The sequence below is a fragment of the Pseudomonadota bacterium genome, from assembly GCA_013285465.1.
Lineage (GTDB): Bacteria > Pseudomonadota > Alphaproteobacteria > Micavibrionales > CSBR16-224 > CSBR16-224.
Map to the genome: position 1 here is coordinate 2,199,327 of CP053449.1, position 20,005 is coordinate 2,219,331.

The 20,005-nt window shown below is 51.8% G+C and carries 20 protein-coding genes; 7 read left to right on the forward strand and 13 right to left on the reverse strand.

What is annotated here, in order from left to right; translation table 11 throughout:
* The first annotated feature begins 17 nt into the window (after nucleotides 1-17).
* Nucleotides 18-737, forward strand: coding sequence for a hypothetical protein (locus HND56_10650; protein ID QKK06117.1), 720 nt, complete (start codon nucleotides 18-20; stop codon nucleotides 735-737).
* 283 nt (nucleotides 738-1,020) lie between these two features.
* Here the strand turns inward: HND56_10650 and HND56_10655 are convergent, their stop codons facing one another.
* The 3 genes from HND56_10655 to HND56_10665 are packed head-to-tail and all read right to left on the reverse strand — an operon-like array spanning nucleotide 1,021 to nucleotide 3,703.
* The gene (locus HND56_10655) at nucleotides 1,021-1,629 is read right to left on the reverse strand and encodes a hypothetical protein (protein ID QKK06118.1); all 609 of its coding nucleotides are present in this window, start codon (nucleotides 1,627-1,629) and stop codon (nucleotides 1,021-1,023) included.
* A 6-nt stretch (nucleotides 1,630-1,635) separates the two neighbouring features.
* Entirely contained in the window at nucleotides 1,636-2,316 is a 681-nt protein-coding gene (locus HND56_10660) for a hypothetical protein (protein QKK06119.1), read from the reverse strand.
* Nucleotides 2,303-3,703 carry a phosphomannomutase/phosphoglucomutase gene (locus tag HND56_10665; GenBank protein QKK06632.1) on the reverse strand — a complete coding sequence of 467 codons (1,401 nt, stop codon included), beginning with the start codon at nucleotides 3,701-3,703 and terminating at the stop codon, nucleotides 2,303-2,305. The genes HND56_10660 and HND56_10665 overlap by 14 nt, the downstream gene beginning before the upstream one ends.
* Here HND56_10665 and mutT point away from each other — a divergent pair.
* The 4 genes from mutT to HND56_10685 all read left to right on the forward strand — a co-directional run bounded on the left by mutT (nucleotide 3,686) and on the right by HND56_10685 (nucleotide 6,575).
* Nucleotides 3,686-4,258 carry an 8-oxo-dGTP diphosphatase MutT gene (gene mutT / locus HND56_10670; protein ID QKK06120.1) on the forward strand — a complete coding sequence of 191 codons (573 nt, stop codon included), beginning with the start codon at nucleotides 3,686-3,688 and terminating at the stop codon, nucleotides 4,256-4,258. The genes HND56_10665 and mutT overlap by 18 nt on opposite strands.
* Nucleotides 4,255-5,004, forward strand: coding sequence for a hypothetical protein (locus tag HND56_10675; GenBank protein ID QKK06121.1), 750 nt, complete (start codon nucleotides 4,255-4,257; stop codon nucleotides 5,002-5,004). The genes mutT and HND56_10675 overlap by 4 nt, the downstream gene beginning before the upstream one ends.
* 159 nt (nucleotides 5,005-5,163) lie before the next feature.
* Nucleotides 5,164-5,760, forward strand: coding sequence for a recombination protein RecR (gene recR, locus HND56_10680; protein QKK06122.1), 597 nt, complete (start codon nucleotides 5,164-5,166; stop codon nucleotides 5,758-5,760).
* A 119-nt stretch (nucleotides 5,761-5,879) separates the two neighbouring features.
* Nucleotides 5,880-6,575: a hypothetical protein gene (locus HND56_10685; protein QKK06123.1), complete on the forward strand. Its 696-nt coding sequence runs from the start codon at nucleotides 5,880-5,882 to the stop codon at nucleotides 6,573-6,575.
* Between the two features lie 89 nt (nucleotides 6,576-6,664).
* Here HND56_10685 and rplT read toward each other — a convergent pair whose 3' ends face one another.
* The 4 genes from rplT to HND56_10705 all read right to left on the reverse strand — a co-directional run bounded on the left by rplT (nucleotide 6,665) and on the right by HND56_10705 (nucleotide 9,216).
* Nucleotides 6,665-7,027, reverse strand: a complete 363-nt coding sequence (gene rplT, locus HND56_10690) for a 50S ribosomal protein L20 (GenBank protein QKK06124.1) — start codon at nucleotides 7,025-7,027, stop codon at nucleotides 6,665-6,667.
* Entirely contained in the window at nucleotides 7,027-7,275 is a 249-nt protein-coding gene (gene rpmI / locus HND56_10695; GenBank protein QKK06125.1) for a 50S ribosomal protein L35, read from the reverse strand. Before rpmI ends, rplT begins: the two co-directional genes overlap by 1 nt.
* A 206-nt stretch (nucleotides 7,276-7,481) precedes the next feature.
* Nucleotides 7,482-8,450, reverse strand: a complete 969-nt coding sequence (locus HND56_10700) for a hypothetical protein (protein QKK04157.1) — start codon at nucleotides 8,448-8,450, stop codon at nucleotides 7,482-7,484.
* A gap of 73 nt (nucleotides 8,451-8,523) precedes the next feature.
* A complete protein-coding gene (locus HND56_10705) occupies nucleotides 8,524-9,216 on the reverse strand; it encodes a hypothetical protein (GenBank protein QKK06126.1) in 693 nt (230 codons plus the stop codon).
* A 229-nt stretch (nucleotides 9,217-9,445) separates the two neighbouring features.
* On the opposite strand from HND56_10705, the gene rsmD reads away from it, so the two are divergent.
* Nucleotides 9,446-10,042, forward strand: a complete 597-nt coding sequence (gene rsmD, locus HND56_10710) for a 16S rRNA (guanine(966)-N(2))-methyltransferase RsmD (GenBank protein ID QKK06127.1) — start codon at nucleotides 9,446-9,448, stop codon at nucleotides 10,040-10,042.
* Here rsmD and HND56_10715 read toward each other — a convergent pair.
* The 6 genes from HND56_10715 to HND56_10740 form a co-directional block, all read right to left on the reverse strand.
* Nucleotides 10,024-10,974, reverse strand: a complete 951-nt coding sequence (locus HND56_10715; protein QKK06128.1) for a sel1 repeat family protein — start codon at nucleotides 10,972-10,974, stop codon at nucleotides 10,024-10,026. The genes rsmD and HND56_10715 overlap by 19 nt on opposite strands.
* A 50-nt stretch (nucleotides 10,975-11,024) precedes the next feature.
* On the reverse strand, nucleotides 11,025-13,151 hold the full coding sequence (locus tag HND56_10720; GenBank protein QKK06129.1) for a DUF4139 domain-containing protein: 2,127 nt from the start codon (nucleotides 13,149-13,151) through the stop codon (nucleotides 11,025-11,027).
* Between the two features lie 101 nt (nucleotides 13,152-13,252).
* Complete coding sequence (locus tag HND56_10725; protein QKK06130.1) at nucleotides 13,253-14,047, reverse strand: undecaprenyl-diphosphate phosphatase; 795 nt, start codon at nucleotides 14,045-14,047, stop codon at nucleotides 13,253-13,255.
* Nucleotides 14,048-14,055: 8 nt separating this feature from the next.
* Complete coding sequence (locus HND56_10730) at nucleotides 14,056-15,357, reverse strand: adenylosuccinate lyase (GenBank protein QKK06131.1); 1,302 nt, start codon at nucleotides 15,355-15,357, stop codon at nucleotides 14,056-14,058.
* 21 nt (nucleotides 15,358-15,378) lie between these two features.
* Complete coding sequence (locus tag HND56_10735; GenBank protein ID QKK06132.1) at nucleotides 15,379-16,800, reverse strand: YihY family inner membrane protein; 1,422 nt, start codon at nucleotides 16,798-16,800, stop codon at nucleotides 15,379-15,381.
* A 6-nt stretch (nucleotides 16,801-16,806) separates the two neighbouring features.
* Nucleotides 16,807-18,852: an AsmA family protein gene (locus HND56_10740; GenBank protein ID QKK06133.1), complete on the reverse strand. Its 2,046-nt coding sequence runs from the start codon at nucleotides 18,850-18,852 to the stop codon at nucleotides 16,807-16,809.
* Nucleotides 18,853-19,127: 275 nt separating this feature from the next.
* On the opposite strand from HND56_10740, the gene HND56_10745 reads away from it, so the two are divergent.
* Nucleotides 19,128-19,904, forward strand: a complete 777-nt coding sequence (locus tag HND56_10745; protein ID QKK06134.1) for a nucleotide exchange factor GrpE — start codon at nucleotides 19,128-19,130, stop codon at nucleotides 19,902-19,904.
* The last annotated feature ends 101 nt before the right edge of the window (nucleotides 19,905-20,005 follow it).

Sequence of the window (20,005 nt, forward strand, 5' to 3'; positions counted from 1 at the left end):
CAACAGGAAGACATAGCGTGATCATGAATGAAACCGGATTTTTTCGTCTCCTTTGGCGCTTTAATGCCATCGGCATAGCTGTCGCCCTCTTAATCGCTATCGCTCTGTCATTGTTTGCAGCCTTTATGATTGTAAAAGATATAACAACGAGGAATGTGACTGCTGTTATTAATGTCGAGAGTGATGAAAAAGATACGAGTACGAAACAATTCTACACTTTAGGAGATCCAGCCGGGATAAGCGGCCATAACATCGTATATATGCATCTATACTTTGCCCAAAAATATGAGCAGTCTTATTTCTCCAAAAATTCATCCAGCAATGTCGTTAATTATGTCTTTTTTGACTTTAACTCAAAGGAAACGACTTGGCTTTTTGACCACAATAACTTTTTAATACTTCAAATGCGTGAACTCTCTACAGGTTCATGGGATAAGAAAAATAAAGTCACAGACGCCTTTATCTATGCCTTGATCAAGGACGACACAAATAAAGATGGAAGACTGACATCTTCTGACATTGTGACTGTTTCTATTTATAACCCTGCTGAGAAATCCTATGCCGAGTTACTGCCGAGCATTAAGAAGCTCATGGGTATCGCACAGCCCAGTCAATCTGAGATAGCGCTCACCTTTGAAGATGATGCGGGGGTACATATCGCCGTAATATCCCTGGATACGCACCAAATACTCTATAAAACCGATATCCCTTTTGGGGAGGCAAAAGAGGCAGAGTAAACGCCCTCTTTTGCCTCACCCATTCAGGCACAAACGCGCAGAAAATTTACATCAATTAGGCCGCTTCAATACGGAAGAACAATTCCGTTTCGGAAATCTGGCGCAGGGATAATGTCATACCGAAATGCTTCATAGCGGCTGTCTCCGTCACTGTCATTCCCGTGCAAACGGGAATCTATGCGTTGTTGCAGTTTGCGGGCTGTGTATGGACTCCCGCTTTCGCGGGAGTGACGGTGATGTTGTAAGAATTTATTCAACCTGCCATACAACACATTTCGGTATTCTAATCCTGTGTTGCTGTGCCGCTCTCTTGTATTTTTGTGTGGCGGTATCCTATTTCGCATGTACCAAGATATCCGTTCTTCATCAGCACATCTATCTCGGCAGCATAATCTTCAAATGAGGGAATAATTTTTTCTTCCACGGCAATCTCCATACATTTTGGAGACGGCGTGTCATTGATACATTCTGCAAAAGGAACCGATGAATCCACGACAAACGGAATAAAAGAATACACATATTGCTCAAGCGTCTCTCCGTCCTCTTCAAGCAATATTCCGTTGCCACTATTGTACATTGTGATAATGAAAAGGTGGCGCAAATACGAAATGAAGTTCTCCGAGGCTGGCGGACGAACAATCGGCATATGTATCATGGGAACCGTCCGCGTCCATAACAGCGCCCGCGCATCCATATTGCCTTTCTTCACCCACGGCCAGACAATCTGCCAGTAATCGTCACAATTATCGGTTTCAAACAAAGCTTCGGCGCGTTTTTTATCGGCCATCCATTCGGGGTCATCCGCACCTTCAAAAACAGGCCAGGAATCATCTGCGACAGCAGGAGTGAACCATAACAGGCTCAGAAGAATAAAAACAACATAGCGCCACATATGGATTTAAGCCGCTTCGATACGGAAGGACAATTCCGTTTCGGAAATCTGGCGCAGGGATAATGTCATACCGAAATGCTTCATAAATGCGCCTGTCACATAGGCATGCACCAGCCGCGCATCAATGCTGTCGACCGCAAAATCCATTTTCAGGCACTCCTCCATCCCCGCATGCAGGGCGGGACGTTTTCCAAGGGCATGTACGGAGGCCGCAACCGCGTCTTCATCAATATACACATCCAGACGGCTGTCACCGGGATTGCATTCCTCGGCCAGTACCAGCACATTCAGCAGCACTTTGGCAAAACCTTTGGGCATATCGGAAAAATCCGTCCGTCCGTTCCAGTTGACGCTGGTACGGCTGGCGGAGACCCATCCTTCAAAAGTTGCTTTCACATCCTGAAATCCGGCCAGCGCTTCACTGCCCGCCGCGCCATAAGCCAGACGAAACAGTTTCAAACGTGCTGCGGCCTGACCGATACTGCTTTCAATCAAATCCAGCGCATCATCCGCCATATCGGCATCCATTTCACGCATCAGCTCGATACCGTTATTGACCGCACCGACAGGGCTGACAAGATCATGACAAATGCGGGAGGCCAAAAGCTCCAGCACACGGGGGTGCAGCATCGCAGCGGAAGCATCGCTGCTTGTCTGAATATCGGTTTGCAAATTACTCTGTGTCATCGGGAAGCTCCACCCCTGTTTTTTCAAGTTGTTCTGACAGCATTGTCTTCAGCCGCTCCAGACCGGCCTCATCAAAACCTTCGGCACGCGCCGTCAACACGCTTTCGGTATTGGAGGCACGCAGCAGCCACCAGCCATCCGGCGTTGTCAGACGGATACCGTCAATATCACAAATATCCCATGTATCCTCCTGCACTGCACGAAGATTTTGCAAAATTTCTTTCGGAATATCGAATTTGCGGGCTTCATCAACATGGAAACGGATTTCCGGCGTATTGTGCATTTTCGGCAGATGCGCCGTCAGCGCCGAGAGTTTCTTGCCGCTATGGCCGATCAAATTCAGCAACCGCACGGCACAGTAAGGCGCATCATCAAAACCGTAGAATTTATCGGCAAAACAGATATGCCCGGCAAGTTCCCCTGCCAGCGGTGCTTTCAACTCTTTCATTTTCGCCTTAATCACCGAATGACCTGTCTGGCACATCACCGGCTGACCGCCCAGACGTTTGATCTCGTCAAACAAGACGCGGCTGGCTTTTACATCGGCGATAATCGGCGCGCCCGGATGGGTTTCCAGCACCTCCGCCGCATAAAGCGCCATCAGCAAATCGGCCCAGAGAATATCACCGTTTTCATCCACCGCACCGATACGGTCGGCATCACCGTCAAAACCGATACCGACATCACAGCCATGCTGCTTGACCGCTGCCTGCAAATCCACCAGATTTTTCGCAACCGTCGGGTCAGGATGATGGTTCGGGAAGGTGCCGTCCACTTCCGGATATAGCAGCGTATGTTTACCGGGCAGTTTTTCGATCAATAAATCAATAATCGCGCCCGCCGCACCATTACCGATATCCCATGCGATATTCAGCTCGACACCGCAATCATAATCCGCAACCAGACGATCGGTATAAGCTTCGTAAACATTCACATCAAAACGGGCGCCGTTGCCGCTTTCCACATCTCCGCTTGCCGCCATCTCGCCCAGTTTCTGAATATCCTCGCCATAGAAGGGACGGTCAGCCAGCGCCATTTTAATACCGTTATGGGTCACCGGACTATGCGATCCGGTGACAACAACCGAGGCATCAGCCTGAAGGTGATGCAAGGCAAAATAAACCATCGGGCTGGGGCCAAGGCCGACCACATGCACATCAATCCCCGCTTTTTGCAGACCGGCAATCACGGATTCTGCGAAAACCGGAGAGGTTTCACGCCCGTCATAGCCCAGCGCAACCGATTTGCCGCCGTTGCGCGCGACAATACTGCCGAATGTCCGGCCGATGGCATAGCAGTCATTCTCTTTCAATGTCGTGCCGATCTCGCCGCGCACGTCATAGGCGCGCAGAATGCTCGGGTCAAAAAGATGGGTGAAACTGTCCATGGCGGGGGCGCCACTGTCTTGGGGTATCGGCATATGTCTTTCCTTAACACAAGATTTACTGGTAAAATATCAGGCACTATACACGGTTTCCGCCATTGCTTGCAAGAAAGTAAGACCGCCATGACAAACACCGCACCGTTAAAATCCGCGCCGCCGCTTCTCGCCGTTGCCGCCGCCATCCTCGTCAATACGGATGGCGAAATCCTGCTGGCGCAGCGTCCGGCGGGAAAAGCCATGGCGGGCTTGTGGGAATTTCCCGGCGGCAAGATCGAAACAGGCGAAACACCCGAAGCCGCGCTGATACGCGAAATGGCGGAGGAACTCGGCATTTCCATCGCTCTGCCGGATCTCTCCCCGTTCACATTTGCCTCGCACAGCTATGACAGCATTCATCTTCTGATGCCATTATATCTTTGCCGGGTATGGGACGGTATTCCAATACCGCAAGAAGGGCAGGAACTGGCCTGGGTACATCCCGAAAATCTCGGCAATTATCCGATGCCTCCCGCCGATTTGCCGCTGATCCCGCTGCTGCAGCAAGGGGTTTTTCTATGACCAAACCCGCCAAAAACCGCGGCATTCCGCCGTCTTTCTTCGCAGAATTCTACCAAACCCCTTGCGGATTATTCACAGCCGAACAGCTGACGCAACAGATTGCGGCATTATGGCCGGATTTAAAAAATTTACGCGTCCTCGCCCTCGGCTGGCCCTTCCCGTATCTGGCGCCTTTGCTGGGCAATGCTGAATCCGTTGTCGTCGCGACGCCGCATGGTACGGCAGAAGATACCGCGCTTTTGCACATGCAGAATTGTGCCGCCGCACTCGTTGAACCGGATGTTCTGCCTTTTTACGCCCGCAGCTTTGACCGTATTCTGATGGTTCACAGCGGCGAATATGCCGACAGCCTTTCCGCTTTTTTTGAACAGGCCGAAGAGCTGCTGCGCGATGACGGACGCATGATCAGCGTGTTGCCGAACCGCAGCGGTTTCTGGCACAGCGGTACGGATATGCCCTTTACCGGCGGACATGCGTTAAGTGAAAACCGCCATACCGCCCTTCTGGAAGATGCGGGATTTTCCGTTGAATACCGCAACCGTTCCCTGTTCATGCCGCCTGTCAAAAATCCGCTCTTGCTGCGATTTGCCGCGCTGTACGAGAAAGTCGGCAATATCTTCTTTCCCTTCCTGTGCGGCGTTCATTTGTGCGAGGCCCGTAAGGATATTTTATCCGGTGCCGCCGTCCAACCTGTCAAACGGACCGCCATTGCCGAAAACGCAGAGCTGGGTGCGGTTGCCGAGTAAATTTTAACGATTTTTTAACTTTTTCGGCTTTTGGTGATTGATTACCAACCCCAATCACGTTTATACTGGAAACGTAAGTCAGGTTTGCGGGTGTTCTGCCCGTTTTCCAAAAATTCCCTCCTTTTAGGCGACAAAAAACCAAGAACGGTACGGATTCCCATGATCGGAAAAGAAATAGACACCCTGATTCACCTCTTGTCGAAACTTCCGGGTATTGGCCCGCGTTCTGCGCGGCGGCTGGCCTTACAACTTCTGAAACAAAAAGACCATCTGATACTGCCCCTGTCGGAAGCATTGAAACAGGCGGCGGAAACCGTCAAGACCTGTGAGATCTGCTGCAATCTGGATACCACATCGCCCTGCGGCATCTGTCAGGATACCGCCCGCGATGACAGCACCATCTGCATTGTCGAGCAAATCGGCGACCTTTGGGCGCTGGAGCGCACGCGCGTTTACCGCGGCCGCTATCATGTTTTGGGCGGCACACTATCCGCTCTTGATAATATCGGCCCGGAAGACCTTGCCATCCCCGGGCTGGTGAAACGTGCAAAAGACGATGGCGTCAAAGAAATCATTATTGCCCTCAATGCGACCGTTGACGGGCAGACAACAGCACATTACTTGATAGACCGTCTGCAATATTGTAATGTAAAAGTCACGCGGCTGGCACATGGTGTGCCTGTTGGCGGTGCTTTGGATTACCTTGATGACGGAACTCTGATTACAGCCTTGCAGGCACGTTCCGCCTTCGCTTAAAGCCTTAAAGGAGTTTTGCGGCCATGAGGGAGTTGAACGGTCTATCTCGCTGTTTGCACAATTTTTCCGCGTTTTGCGGCGTTTCCCTGATTTTACTTGCTACAATGCCGCAACCTGCCATGGCGCAGGCAGATCCTTGCGCGCCTTACGCCAATAACGCCCCCTATTATCAACGCTGTCAGCAAATTCACCAACAATCCGCCCGCATCCGCGAAGAACAGGAACGACAAGCAAAGCACGCTGCGGAAGTGCGGGAGGAACGTCTGGGCAGATTCTACGACCCCGAAAATAAACCGCCGTCGCCGACACGCAGTAAAAAAGATGCACGTGCCGCCGCCTATGAAAAGATTGCCCCGACCCCTGCCGCGACGACAACAGCAACAACAGCACCCACAATACCGGTGACACCATCAACAACAGCAACGACGGCGCAGCAGACGATTGACGCCTCGCCGGCGACCATTGATGCAAGCGGCCCCGCACCTGCCATGCAAGGTGCCGGTTACATTGTCATTGACCCTGCGAAACTGACAACCGAACAATTACAGGCCATACTGACGATTCTGAAACAATCCTCGCCGCAGGCAAATATGACCCCTTCCGCCCAGCCGATTATGGTTGCCCCCGCCGCACAAGCGCAAGCCTTACCTGCTGCGGCAACGGCGAATGCACCACAGCCTTTTTCGCAGAGCTATCCCGCCGTCACGGGTAAGGAAGGAACAACCGCCGTCACCCTGCCGGATGTCGGTCTGGGAAGCGGCGAAATTATGGAGATCGAACCCGTCGATCCCGCAAGCCTGCATATACAACCTTAAAAAATTCCGGATACTGAAAATGGAAAAGCGTCCGCAAAACGGACGCTTTTCTCTTATTGCCTTAATTCTTTACAGCGCAGTGACCGGCTTTAAGCTTTTGCCAGTGCATCCTGTGCCTGTTTTGCCAATGCAGCAAAACCTTTCGGATCTTGAACAGCGATATCAGCCAGAACTTTACGGTCCAGCTCGATTTCCGCTTTTTTCAAACCGTTCATAAAACGGGAATAGGTCAAACCGTTCAAACGGGCTGCCGCATTGATGCGCTGAATCCACAAAGCGCGGAAATTACGCTTGCGGACGCGACGGTCGCGATACGCATATTGCAGAGCCTTTTCGACACGTTGTACCGCAATACGGAAGCAGTTTTTGCTGCGACCACGGTAGCCTTTGGCCATTTTAATAACTTTTTTGTGACGGGCATGTGCCGTCTTTCCACCTTTAACGCGTGCCATTATGATGCCTCCTGCCGTGCTGTCGTGTTAACGTTTTTCTTACGCTTCCGCGAATAGGGAAGGAAGTTCCGCAAAACAATACGCGCATCAGCCGCACATAAAAGGCGGGTTCCGCGTGCATGACGCTTCATTTGTTTGTCTTTGTTTTGCAACATATGGCGCTTATTCGCATAATTCGCCTTTACTTTGCCACTGGATGTGACAGAGAAGCGCCGCTTAGCGCTTGATTTCGTTTTCAGTTTTGGCATTTCTAAACTCCGATTTTAGGGTTTTTTCTACAAACGCTACACAAGGCATGCCATTTTGCCCGATAACGTAAAAAGCCGCGCCTGCCGCAAAGCAGACGAAAGCAAGGGGAATTATTAAGGCCGAATCGCTTTTTTGTCAAGAAAAGAATAAAGAAGCGGCCTGCAAAGCCGCAGGCCGCCTGTTACCTTTTACGCATGAACGGGTTTTACATCGCCCCGATCACCGCACCCAGTGTCGTATTCAGCGTCAATGGCGGCGCCGTTTTATAGGCCGGAATACCGCCCGGCACCAGACGTGTTGTCAAATCATTCAAGACATTCCCCAGAATCGCCGCATTCGGACCTGTCTGGTAGAATTTCTGCACATAAGCACATAAGGGCGGACGCGGTGTCGCACCACAGGCCGCCGGTGTCGGCAAGCCCGGAATAGCGCCCGTCAGAATATCCATTTCAGAGGGGTAAGCACGGCGGTAATCCCCGCCGATACCGCCTTTGGGACCTGTCCTGACCACAGGGTAAGCATTTGGATCCGTCAAGCCGCCTGTGGAGTTATCCCAGCCATCCATCATTGTTTTACAGTCAAAGACCTGACCGCCCAGTCCGGCACCGCCAAACCAGTTTGACAGCAGGCCGCCGGCCCAACCTGTCAAAAGCCCGCCAAGCAGGCCGCCGACCAGACCGCCGAATAAATCAGACAGCATCCCGGTTACGGCATCGGAGAACATACTCATCAATTCCCCCAACACACCGCTGGAAACAATGACGTTCTGAAAATCCTCGAGCAATGTGGTGCCGCGGAAACCGGGATTAGTCCCCGTATCAACACCCAGCAGGTTCAAACCGATACTGATAATACCGTTAAAACCCGCAGGAAAACTTGCCGGCATCGTATCCGAGAAAATCGACCCGGCCTGTGCCGACTGAATCAGCTGCTGGTCAAGACAGGTCATTGCCTCAACCGAATCATTCTGTTTGGTTAGTTCCTGCGCCACCGCCTGATCAACGATCTGTCTGAATTGCGCATGATTGGTTTGAATATCGCGGATATCCGGATCACAACGCGGATCAAGCGCCTGCGCCGGATGTGTGGCAATCGCCAAAGCTGCAAAGACCGTAAAAACGGCAAAAATGAAAAAACGCGTATATCTGTATTTATACATTCCGATTTTTCTCATCTTAACCCCTTATCCTTCCGTCCTTCATCAATCTTTCATCATGGCCTTTTGCAAGGCATCAACTTACCCGCTCTTACGGGCAACCGGGCGGCATAGCGCCTGTATTCCGGAATTGCACCTCGCAAATCGTATTAGCACCGGTAAAGTTCGGAATCGGTGTCGGCGGTGCCGTAATCACAGCCTGAATATTTGCCGCAACCGGTGCGATGGCACCAAGGTTGTCATCAATAAACGTACTGGCCGAACCGCCGCCAAGTGCCGTCGCGATCATGCCGTCAACATCCAGAAACTCTGCAGACTGGTTAATACCGCGGGTCACGACATCATCCCACATATCCTGCATATGCGTACAGTTAAAACCGCCGCCAAAGCCGAACCAGCTACCGATGATACCGCCAAGCGTTCCGAAAGATTCCAGAAAACTACCGACAAACTGGTTTAACAGCTCATCCACCATATCACTGATCACATTGTTCAATTCGGCCTCAAAACCGCCGGAGAAAATCGCACCGCCTTCATTCGCCGAAATCTGCGCCGCTTCGGGCCAGCAGGTCAGCGCAATCACCGTATCCATTTTCTTGACAATTTCCTGTGACGCACCCAGATCGTTCGCGACCTGCAAGGTCGCACGGTCCTTCATGTGATCCAGTTTGTTGGGATCACAGCCGGCGACTTGTGCATGGGCAGGTTTTGAAGACATAAAGACGAAACAGGATAAAACAGTTGCGATCAGTAAAGATGCAAATTTGATTCGAAACAATTTCATGCTATGAACACCCCTTCAGGTCTTGAAACCCAGATATTGCGACTTAACTACACAAGCAATGCCCGCATTACTCTCTACAAAGACGGGAATCACCCGCCCTCCGAAATATGCGCGCAGCTAAAAACAACACGTTCCTTTTATTTTAACAAATTTTTCCGCAAATGTGTTAAAAAATTAAAGGCAAATAAAATATCCCCTTCATTATTAACGGAAAAAACTAGACATAACTATGCGCATCATTGCCGGAAAGTTTCGCGGGCGGCTCTTATCCGCCCCTCAGGATCAGGAAACACGCCCCACGACAGACCGTGTCCGCGAGAATTTATTCAATATCCTTGATTCTTTTATTGAAAAATCGCTGCTGCCGCCCTGGAATGCCCTCTCCGTTCTTGACGGTTTTTGCGGCACCGGCGCCCTCGGGCTGGAAGCTTTATCGCGGGGAGCGGCACAGGCGGTTTTCATCGAAAAAAGCCGGAATGCCGCCGATATTTGCCAAAAAAACATCGCAGCCTGCAAATTACCGCCGGAGCGCGCGCATTTGCTGACACAGGATATTCTGCAACTGCCGCCGCTGAAAAAAGATACGAAAAAAGCCGATTTACTCTTTCTGGACCCGCCCTACGGAAAGAATCTCGGCATTCCCGCTTTGCTGCATCTGCGTGAAAACGGCTATCTGTCCGCACAACATCTCTGCGTTCTTGAAACGGATAAAAAACACCCCGAAGATACTCCCGGTGCTTATCAGGAGAAAGATATGCGCCTTTACGGACGCGTCCGGCTTACCATACTGCTTCCGGCGGAAAATAATTACATATCTTCGTTATAAAGACGGTTCAGAGACGGGTTTTCTTCGACGAATTTATTCACCCGCGCCATAATTCCCTGCAGCTTCTGGTGATCCATACGGTATTCCATTTTTCTGGCTTCCTTATCTGCCACGCGTTCCCCGGATGCCTCGGCAATTTTATACCAGAAATAGGCCGTTTCCGGCTGATTGAAATCCCTGTATAGCCTGCCGAGTTCAACGCCGACGGCGTGAAGACCCTTTTTCGCCAGATATTCATAGAGCTGGATGACTTCGGCCAGATATTTCGTTGCATCCTGTTCCAGAAGATATTCAGCCAGCAATTTGGTCGCGACCAGATCACCGCCTTGCGCGGCACCGCGCAACCATTGTTCCCCGACCATAGGATCCGCCTTTACGGTATCATGTCCGCGCAGGCGCATAATTGCCGCCTGTCTTGCGGCACGCATATGCCCGCTTTTCGCGGCTTTTTCAAACCATTGCAGCGCAACGGAAGACTGACGGGGGAAACCGTTCAGCCCGCGCAAATAAAACATGCCCAGATCGAATTGCGCCGGTGCATAGCCGTTATTCCCCAGATGCAGATACAGATTACGGGATTTTTCCTTGCGTATGGAAATGCGTGCACGCGTTCCGTTACGGTCGGAATAAAAGCTCTGTGCCAGAATATAAATCGCATCCAGACTACCCAGATCAGCAGCCCGCTTTAACAGGCCTTCGCCTTTTGTCACATTCGCCTGATAACACAGCCCCAGACGGTGTTCGTCAGCCAGCTCGATAATAGACTCAACATCGCCTGCCGCTGCGTTCGCTTCCAGCTTACCCAGATAATCCTTGTCTTTCAGACATGTCGAAATAATCTCCTGCGCTGCGGCTCTGCGCGCTGCAAAAATTGAAAAACACAGCGCCGACACAGCCAAGGCCAGCATAAAATTACGGGAATAATGCATCATTTTAAAAATCCATCCGTTTTTCTATTCGTCTTTTTACTTTACCTTTGCGTTCAGATATTGATTTGCAGGATAAACGCATCCATTTCTTCCTGTTTCTTCCGCATGCGCTCCGTTGCGCTTTCTATGTGTTTTTCCAACTCTTCCAGCAGGTTTTCTTCCGTATCAAGCCGTTCAAGATAACGTTTTTGCGACGAAGGATTACCCGACAGGCTACGGATATTTTCCCGCAGCCGTTTTTGGTTTTGAAAGGCGTCCTGTCTTTTGCGGTTCAGGTTATTGACCTCTTCCTGCTCATTATGAAGGCTGGCACGCATTTCCGCAAGCTTTGCAAAAACCGCCCGCGTCTTCTTGTCCAGCTTGCCGCGCCCTGCCGCATAAGAAGACATCTGTCCCGCAGACAAATTGGCGATATGCACCGACTGATAGCCGTCGCGTTCCAGCACCACTTTCAGATTAGCGACCTCACCCGCTTTGACTTTGGTCTTCAGACGGTAATGCGTGGCCGTCACTTCTACTTCTTTCGGGTCGGGGCTGACCAGCTTGTATTCCGGCATGCGCGGATGCTCCACCAGAACCGTACGTCCTTCCGCAGCAGGCGCCTTGATCGTATAATCGGTTTCCGCGCGGTATTGGATCGCGGTACGCATGATGCCTTTGGCAATCGTTACCCTACCTTCGGTCGAATGATTGGTTGTTTTGCGGTCGATTTGGGTCTTGGAATCCAGCGCATAGCTGATCAGCCGGTCTTCGCCCTGCGCCAGAATCGGCAGACTGGCATCACCGACAAAACTCGACCCTTTCAAAGCGGTGTTTTCTTCGTAAAGCGTCAGGATGCCGGGCGGAAAGCCGCTATCACTGTCGTTTTTAATCCGCACCGCCGCCAGCGGATGCGTGGCATGGGTATCAGGTTGGTACAGCGCCAGTTTTTCCATTTCCAGCTTGCGGCTGACAAACGGCAGCATCATGGTCTGTCCGGCGCGCAAATCAAATTTATGCGGAAAACGGAATAATACCTGCGTTGTGGCTTCGCTGCTTTGCCCCGCATTTGCCGCCTGCGCGATATTATCCATCTCATAACCGCCCAGTTCCTCTTCCGCCATCATTTCCATCGGCATCGGCGGCGCGCCCGCCATATCCATCATCGCCATTGGTGCGGCAGATGCCGGCGCCATCGCGCGTTTGGCTTTCATCACGCCACGTCCGCCGTAACCGCTGCTGCGGGATGAAAAATTCTGGTCCGTCTGTTCCGCCGTTGCCACGGTTCCAGTATCGGTACGCGGCATCACGCGCCCGAAGACCTCGACCGGCAGTTCCGGCCTGTCCACATAATAGGATTGATAAAGCTGCTGGCGGTACGTCACCGGATTGCCGGAGACAAGCGACAGCGACACATTCTTCCAGTCGCTATCCGTCATATTTTCAACAATCGCCCAGCCCTGCACAAAACCTTCCTGCCCGTCCTCCGACGGCAATACGGCGCGGTAGGCCGCCTTCCACAGCGGCGCATTCACAACATAAGCCACCGTGACATCGCGCGGTTTATTGCCCAGAATACGCAAGGACAAGACGCGGCGGTCACGCGTGGCATGTTCGCGTACGGCATCAAGTGCATCGGCAAGCTGTGCACGGATTTTTTCATCGGCAAAATCAATTGTCGTCAGATCTTCCAGAATATATTGCTTAATGCCCGCTGCGGTCAGCAGGCTGATACGATGACGCGTCACCGATGTTTCACTATCGGGATAGACGGTTTCCTCTTCCGTGATATTGACCAATGCGCCCGACACATGTTCATTGCCGTATTTGGCGTTAATCTGCGCGCCTTTATAAGCATTCAGAAGATTAACCAGTGAATTCAGATCCTGCGGGCGGAACGGCAGATCACGGAAAAAATGCTTCAACGGGCTGCGACCGGGCAGCGTCACCCCGCCAAGCTGTCCGGCAGGGTCAAAAACGACAAGACTTTTCAACACATCATCGACCTGTTCGAAACGCACCGGCAGAGTCATATCGGTATCTTTGCTGATATGGGCGCTATGTTCAAAATGCGCCATACCGCTGGTGGAAAGAATCACGCGGGTAACCGGAAATTCCTGCTCTGCCGCTTTCGCAACGGTACCGCCCGCCAAAGCCATGACAGAGAGCACACCCATAAAACCGATAATCCGCTGAAACATTTTCCGCCCCTTGAAATGAAATATGGTGATTTAAGTAAATGACCTGTTTGAAAATTCTTCCCTGCATCTACCACCTTACAGCGGGCGGGGTAAAAATAGTCTTAATAAGCAAAGAAGATGAGAGCCGCCACGCCGAAGCAAAGGCGGTAAATCACGAAAGGCAGGAAGGTGGATTTTTTTAGCCAGCGCATCATCAAAACAATTGATAACCATGATGCGGCGAAAGACAACAACACCGCCAAAAGCGCGTCAAAGCCCAAAGCGGCATTGCCTTGACGAATAACATCCAGCAATCCCAGAAATCCCGCACCGGCAATAACGGGAACACCGATTAACAGCGAAAACCGCGCCGCCTCCACCCGTGACAGGCCGCAAGCCCGCGCCATCGTCATCGTCACGCCGGAACGGCTTGCCCCCGGTACCAGCGCGCAGATATGCGCCAAACCGATCATCAGCGCGTCTTTTCCCGTCATCGCTTCCGCCGTTTTATCCGTTTTGCCGAAACGGTCGGCAAAAAACAGAAATAGACCAAAGACGATACTGGCCACAGACAAGACCGTGACATCCCGCACACCGTCGGGGAAATGATGATGCATCGCCCAGCCGACAATCAGCACCGGCAGGGCGGCAATACCGATATTCCAGAGTAATGTTTTGTCATTTTTTTTTGCTTTTTTGTAGAATAGTGCCGTTCCCGCCACATGGCCGATATCGCGCCAAAAAACCAGCAAAACAGCCAAAAGAGAGCCGACATGGACGGCCAGATCAATCACCAGCCCTTGATCCGCCGCACCGAAAGCTTTCGGAAAAAGCACCAGATGCGCGCTGGAACTGATCGGCAGGAATTCGGTAATCCCCTGCACGACAGAGAGCAAAAACAGGTGCAAAAATCCCATATTGAGGCTCAGCTTTCTTTCAACACGCGCTGCACAATATCACGGCTGTGCCGCGTATAGCGTTCCAGATTACACAGGGAATCGATCTCCTCCGGCGGCAGATGTTTTATAATATTGTCATTTGCCTTCAGGAAATCGGGGAAAGTCCGGTCCTGCGATTCCCATGTTTTCATGGCGCATTCCTGTACGGCACCGTAAGCCCCTTCACGGCTCATCCCTTTTTGCGTCAAAGCCAGCAACACGGCATGGGAAAAAGGCAGACCTTTCAACTGCTCCAGATTACGGCGCATATTGTCAGGATACAGCACCAGCTTATCCATGACACCGATCAACCGGTGCAATGCGAAATCCAGCGTCACGGTTGCATCAGGCGCAATCACGCGTTCAACGGAGGAATGGGAAATATCGCGCTCATGCCACAGGGTCACATTTTCAAAGGCCGGCGTGGTATAACCGCGGACAATGCGGGCAAGCCCCGTCAGATTTTCTCCTAAAATAGGATTGCGCTTATGCGGCATCGCCGAAGAGCCTTTCTGCCCTGCCGCGAAAAATTCCTCGGCCTCGCGGATTTCCGTGCGCTGCAAATTGCGTGTTTCCGTTGCCAAATGTTCAATGGAGCAGGCCACAAGCGACAGTGCCGCGAAATAAGCGGCGTGACGATCACGCGGAATGATCTGCGTGGAAACAGGCTCGATTTTCAAATCCAGTTTTTCCGCCACATAGGCCTCGACCTCCGGCGAAATCGTGGAAAACATGCCGACGGCACCGGAAATCGCACAGGTGGAAATTTCCTCCCGCGCCGCTTCCATCCGTTTTTCCGCACGTTTAAACGCCGCGTAATGCGAGGCCAGCTTTACGCCAAAAGTCATCGGCTCTGCATGAACGCCGTGGCTGCGCCCGATGCACAGCATATCTTGGGATTCCAGCATCCGCCGTTCCAGCACCGTCAAAAGCTTGCGGATACCGTCCAAAATCAGATCGGCGGCCTGCCGCAGCTGTACGGCAAAAGACGTATCCAGCATATCCGACGAGGTCATGCCCTGATGCAGAAACCGTGCCTCCTCGCCGACATATTCTGCAACATTGGTCAGAAAGGCGATGACATCATGGCGGGTTTCTTTTTCGATGTCATCGACGCGGGCGGCATCAAAATTGCCGCGTTCACGGATGGCTGCCGCCGTTCCTTCCGGTATAACGCCCAGTTTTTCCTGCGCCTCGGATGCCAGTGTTTCAACCTCCAGCCAAATACGAAACCTGTTTTCCGTTGACCATATCTCTGCCATTTCCGGACGCGTAAAACGATCCAACATCACCCGTTACTCCCTTTCCGTCTATTTTTCCGTTTGTTTACGGGCCGCTTTTTTCTTTGCCCGTGTTGCCGCCGCCTTGCCGCGTGCCGTTTTCTTGCGGCGTTTTGCCGTGCCTTTCACCGCCGGCAAAGCAAATTTTTTGACCGTTGTTTTTCCCAATGCCGTCCGGCCTGCCGCATCAAAAGCCTGACGCACAGCCTCCACATCCGACCCGCGTTCCAGAAAAGCCATATTCACGCCCGGTTTTTCACCGTCGCTGCGTACAGCCGTCAACACATCCCATAATGTCGTTTCTTCAAACGGCTTGCCCGGAATAAAACCGGGTGTACGTCCGTTCGTACGTTTCAAAATACCGTCGCTTTCCAACGCGTCCATCACCCGCGCGACCGATTTTGCCGGCACTTTCAGCGCCCGCGCCAGCGCCTCGACATTCAGCACGGGTTTATCATGGTAAAAATTCTCGGCAATCATCCGGCAAACGGAAATCGCAACGGTTTCACGCATCCGGATACTGAGAATCATATTCTGCCCCGCCGCCGCCTGATTGCTGGGGTTCTGGCAATAATAAGCAATGCTGGCCCCGACAAGCACCACCATCCATGCCAGATACATCCAGATCATAAAGAACAGCAGCGTCGCAAAAGTCGAATAAATCAGCGTATAATTGGCGGATCCCGCAATGAATTTTGCAAACAGCACCCCCAGCGTTTTCCACAAAGCCGCTGAAACCGCCCCCGCAACCAGCGCCGGAACAAGCCGTACACGCGTATTGGGGATAAAAGCATAAATAAAGGCGAAAGCCGCGGTCAAAATCAGATAGGGCAGCAGCACACTGAAATGCGTTGCCACGGTTTCCACCGTTTTGGCACCGAGCATTCTGTCAATCCAGCCTGCACCGCGCATGGACGCCGTCATACCGATGGAAATAAAAATCAGCAGCGGCCCAACCAAAAGCACGCTTAAATAATCGCTGAAACGGGCGGCAAGGCTGCGTGCCTGCACAACGCCCCAGATATTGTTAAAACTGGCCTCGGCCTTTTGCAGCAGCGACAACACGCTGAACAGCAAAAACAACAACCCGACCGTTCCCAGCACACCGACCTGAATATTATCGACAAAGCCGATGATATTGGAGGTAATCTCGATCCGTTTTTCGCCCAGCGGTTCCAGAAAATTCAGCAGCGCGGGTTCAATCTGGTTATGGACACCGAAACCTTTCAACACCGAAAAACTGATTGCCAAAAGCGGCACCAGCGACAGCAGCGTCGTATAGACAAGGCTCATCGCCCGCAGGTTCAAATCCCCCTGACGTATATCCGCCTGTACCGCCGCGCAAAGACGCAACACACGACGCAGCCAAAAGACAGGAAAGCTTTCTTCACGCGGATTGCGCCACAGCCATTTTTTGAAATCCGCAATTTTTTCCGTCAATGCAATTGCCATTTTCCTCTATTGCCCCAGCAGACCGCGAAGCAAATCCTCCGGCTTTTCGATGTTTTTCAATTCTTTCTCAATGCCTTTCAGATTTTCGAGATTTTTCTCGACCTCTTCTTTAATGACTTTGACATTTTCTTCGATTTTTTCAGGGTCGCGCAACGCATCCTGAATCACCGCCGCATAATCGGGTTTGATTTTCAGCGCCGTCCAGGGCCCGTAAATATCCACCGGCACGGCAATCCCTGTCGTTTTCAGGGTCTTCTCGCCGGTTTCAGCATTTTCCTGCATCGCCTGTTTCAGGATCATCTGCGGGGTGATGCGGAATGTCATCGCCTGCTGCGGCAGATCAACCTGTCCCTTGCCTTTCGCCTCAACCAGCGGCCCGCGCAGATAAAAATCCTCGTTTTTCATCACACCGTTCTGAATCGCAAATGTCGCATCGAAATTGGCAAATTCCGTACCGCCGTCGCCCAGCCCGACATTGCTCAGCTTTTTTTGCACCATTTTGGTGATATCGACAAAATTCACACCGTGCAGCATGCCGTCACGCAGATGAAAACCCGCTTTGCCGCCCAAAGAAGAGACCAGCGCCGCCTGCGTATTGCCCTTGGCCGTGCCGTTGAAATAGGCTGTTCCCGCGCCTGTCAGCTTATCGATATCGGCAAAAGCGATCAAAAGCGGCTGCACAGGCATGTCTTTTGATTGCAGATCAATTTGCAGCATCGTTCCCGCGCCCGCCTCTGTCAGCGCGGCATGTGCGGAGAGCGTCCCTTTATCCAGCCCCGTTTCCGGCATATCAAAGACCAGCTTACCGCCCGCCAATGTGAGTGTTACCTTCCCCGCGCCGCTTTTCAGATTTTTATAAATCAGCCCCTGATGCGACAAGACGAATGTTCCGTTCAGGGAATGCAGGGCGGACAGATCCATCACGTCACGCGACCAGCCGGCGGCTTGCGTTTTTTCCGCAGGCTGTTCCTCTGCCGCATCTTCCCCGCCGGCAAAACGCGCCATCAGCGCCGGAACATCCAACGGCACAGGCAGGGCGACATCCGCATCGATATGCGGCGGCGCACCGGCTTTCTGGCGGAAACTGACAGCGCCCTTCATTTCAAAATCATCCAGTTTCAACGCCACATTTTCAAGACGCGCCCCGAAAACCACATCCGGCGCTTTGCCCAATTGCAGCTTTCCGGTGGAAAAGCCGAGAGACGTAAAAGGAATTTCACCGCTATGCGTCGGGCTCAGCCATTTCAACAAACCGTTGATATCGCCGATCTGTGTTTCGGTTGCCGCCGTCAGGTAATTATCCGCAGATTGCAGAAATTTTCCTTCCAGCGATGTTTTGATAAAAGGCGCGACGTCAAAAACCGCCTTTCCGGCAAAGGGCTTCCCTGCGATCACAGCGCTCAGCTTGTCGGCCTGAAAGTTAAAGTTCAGCTGTCTTGCGCGGTATTGCATTTGCCCCTCTACCGCAACGGGGGCGTCCATATTGCCGGCCGCTACGGTGACGTTAATGCTGTCAAAGGCATATTTTTCGGCTTTGCCGTGATCTTCAAAATGGACAACGCCGTCCACGATCTTCAATGCGCCGAAACTTAGAGAAAAATCCTGTACCGCTGCAGCGCTTTCGGTTTTTTGCGGCTTATCCTGTTCCTCCGCCGTTTTTTCCGCCGGCGTGATATCCCAGTTATTTTGACCGTTTTTCGATGTCTCCAGATAAATACGCGGCGCACGCAGGACAAAACGGTCGATTTCCACACGTTTCTCAAATAGCGGCATCAGTTTCAGCGCGACATCCATCTCGTCCAGCGATACCATCTGTTCCGCTTTACCCCATGCGGCGTTGGAAATGGCGACACGGCCGATTTTGACACCGATATCCGGCCAGATTGTCACACGCATACCGCCCGTGATGATCAGGTCACGCCCGGTCGCAGCATGGAACGTCTCCTGAATTTTCGGTTTCAACGCCTCCAGCGGCACCATTTTTACAGCCGCAAACAAACCGCCGCCGATGAGTGCCAGAAAAACCACGAGAAAAATAAGAAATTTTTTCACTGCCCTTTAAAACCTTTCGCCAAAACTTTTTCCAAGAAAATCATATGCTGTTTTTTTATCGATCCAATGTGTTATATAGCTTAGTCGCCGCCGTCTTGAAAGACAAGAATGGTTAAAACGACTTGACATAAAACGTCAAATCCGTTATAAAAGTACATGCTGTTTTAAGGCGCCTTTTGCGCAATGTCTTTTCCTGCGACGGAAAGCAGCAACAGGGTTTATTTTTAATGTGAAAAAGACGATTTTTTCTTTAGACAACAACGGAGCATCAGAGTATGAGCAAACCGACAAAAAAAGCCGCCGCACCGGAAAAAGAACCGCTGGAAAAAGACCCGAAGGTCACAGATGATTCGAATCTTGATACCTCTGATGAGGATATTGCCCGCATTCTGGAAGGCAGCGATGATGATGATCCGGAAGTGGATGACAGCTTTCTGGATGATGAAGACAGTTTTTTAAGCCAGCTTGATGATTCCGGCCTGATGGGGAATGAATCGCTGGACGGCGACGATATGGAGCCGGAAGATACCGCCCCCGCAGCGGAAGAGGAAAGCGCCGATGTTGCCGCTTTGAAAGCCGAAATTGCAAAACTGCAAGACAAGCTGAGCCGCGCCGACAAGAAAAACGAAACACTGGCCCTGCAGCTGCATGATGCCAATACCGCGCAGGAGCGCCTAAAGGAGCAATTCACGAAAAACGCCAAGCGTCCGCTGGAAAATGCCGTGAAAAAACTGCTGGATCCGATTGATAATCTGGAACGCGCCTATGCCGCTATTCCGGATGCGGAATGCGAAGGCAATGACTTCCTGAAGAATACCAAGGAAGGTCTGCGCATGACGATTGAACAAATCTCGCAAACTCTTGCCAGCGTCGGTATTACCAAAGTCGACGGTACGGGTGCGAATTTCGACCCGAATTATCACGAAGCGGTCTCCGCAGGGCAGGATAAAGGCAAAGACGACAATACCGTGCTGCATGTCGTGCAGAACGGTTACAAAAGCGAAGAGCGCCTGTTGCGCCCCGCCAAAGTCATCGTCAACAAACTGTCCTAAACGACAATCCACGCATTTCGAAACCCGCCTTTCTTTTGAAAAGAAGGTGGGTTTTCTTTGCCTTTTAGGCGGTTTCGTTGTAAAAAGGCACGGCACAAACG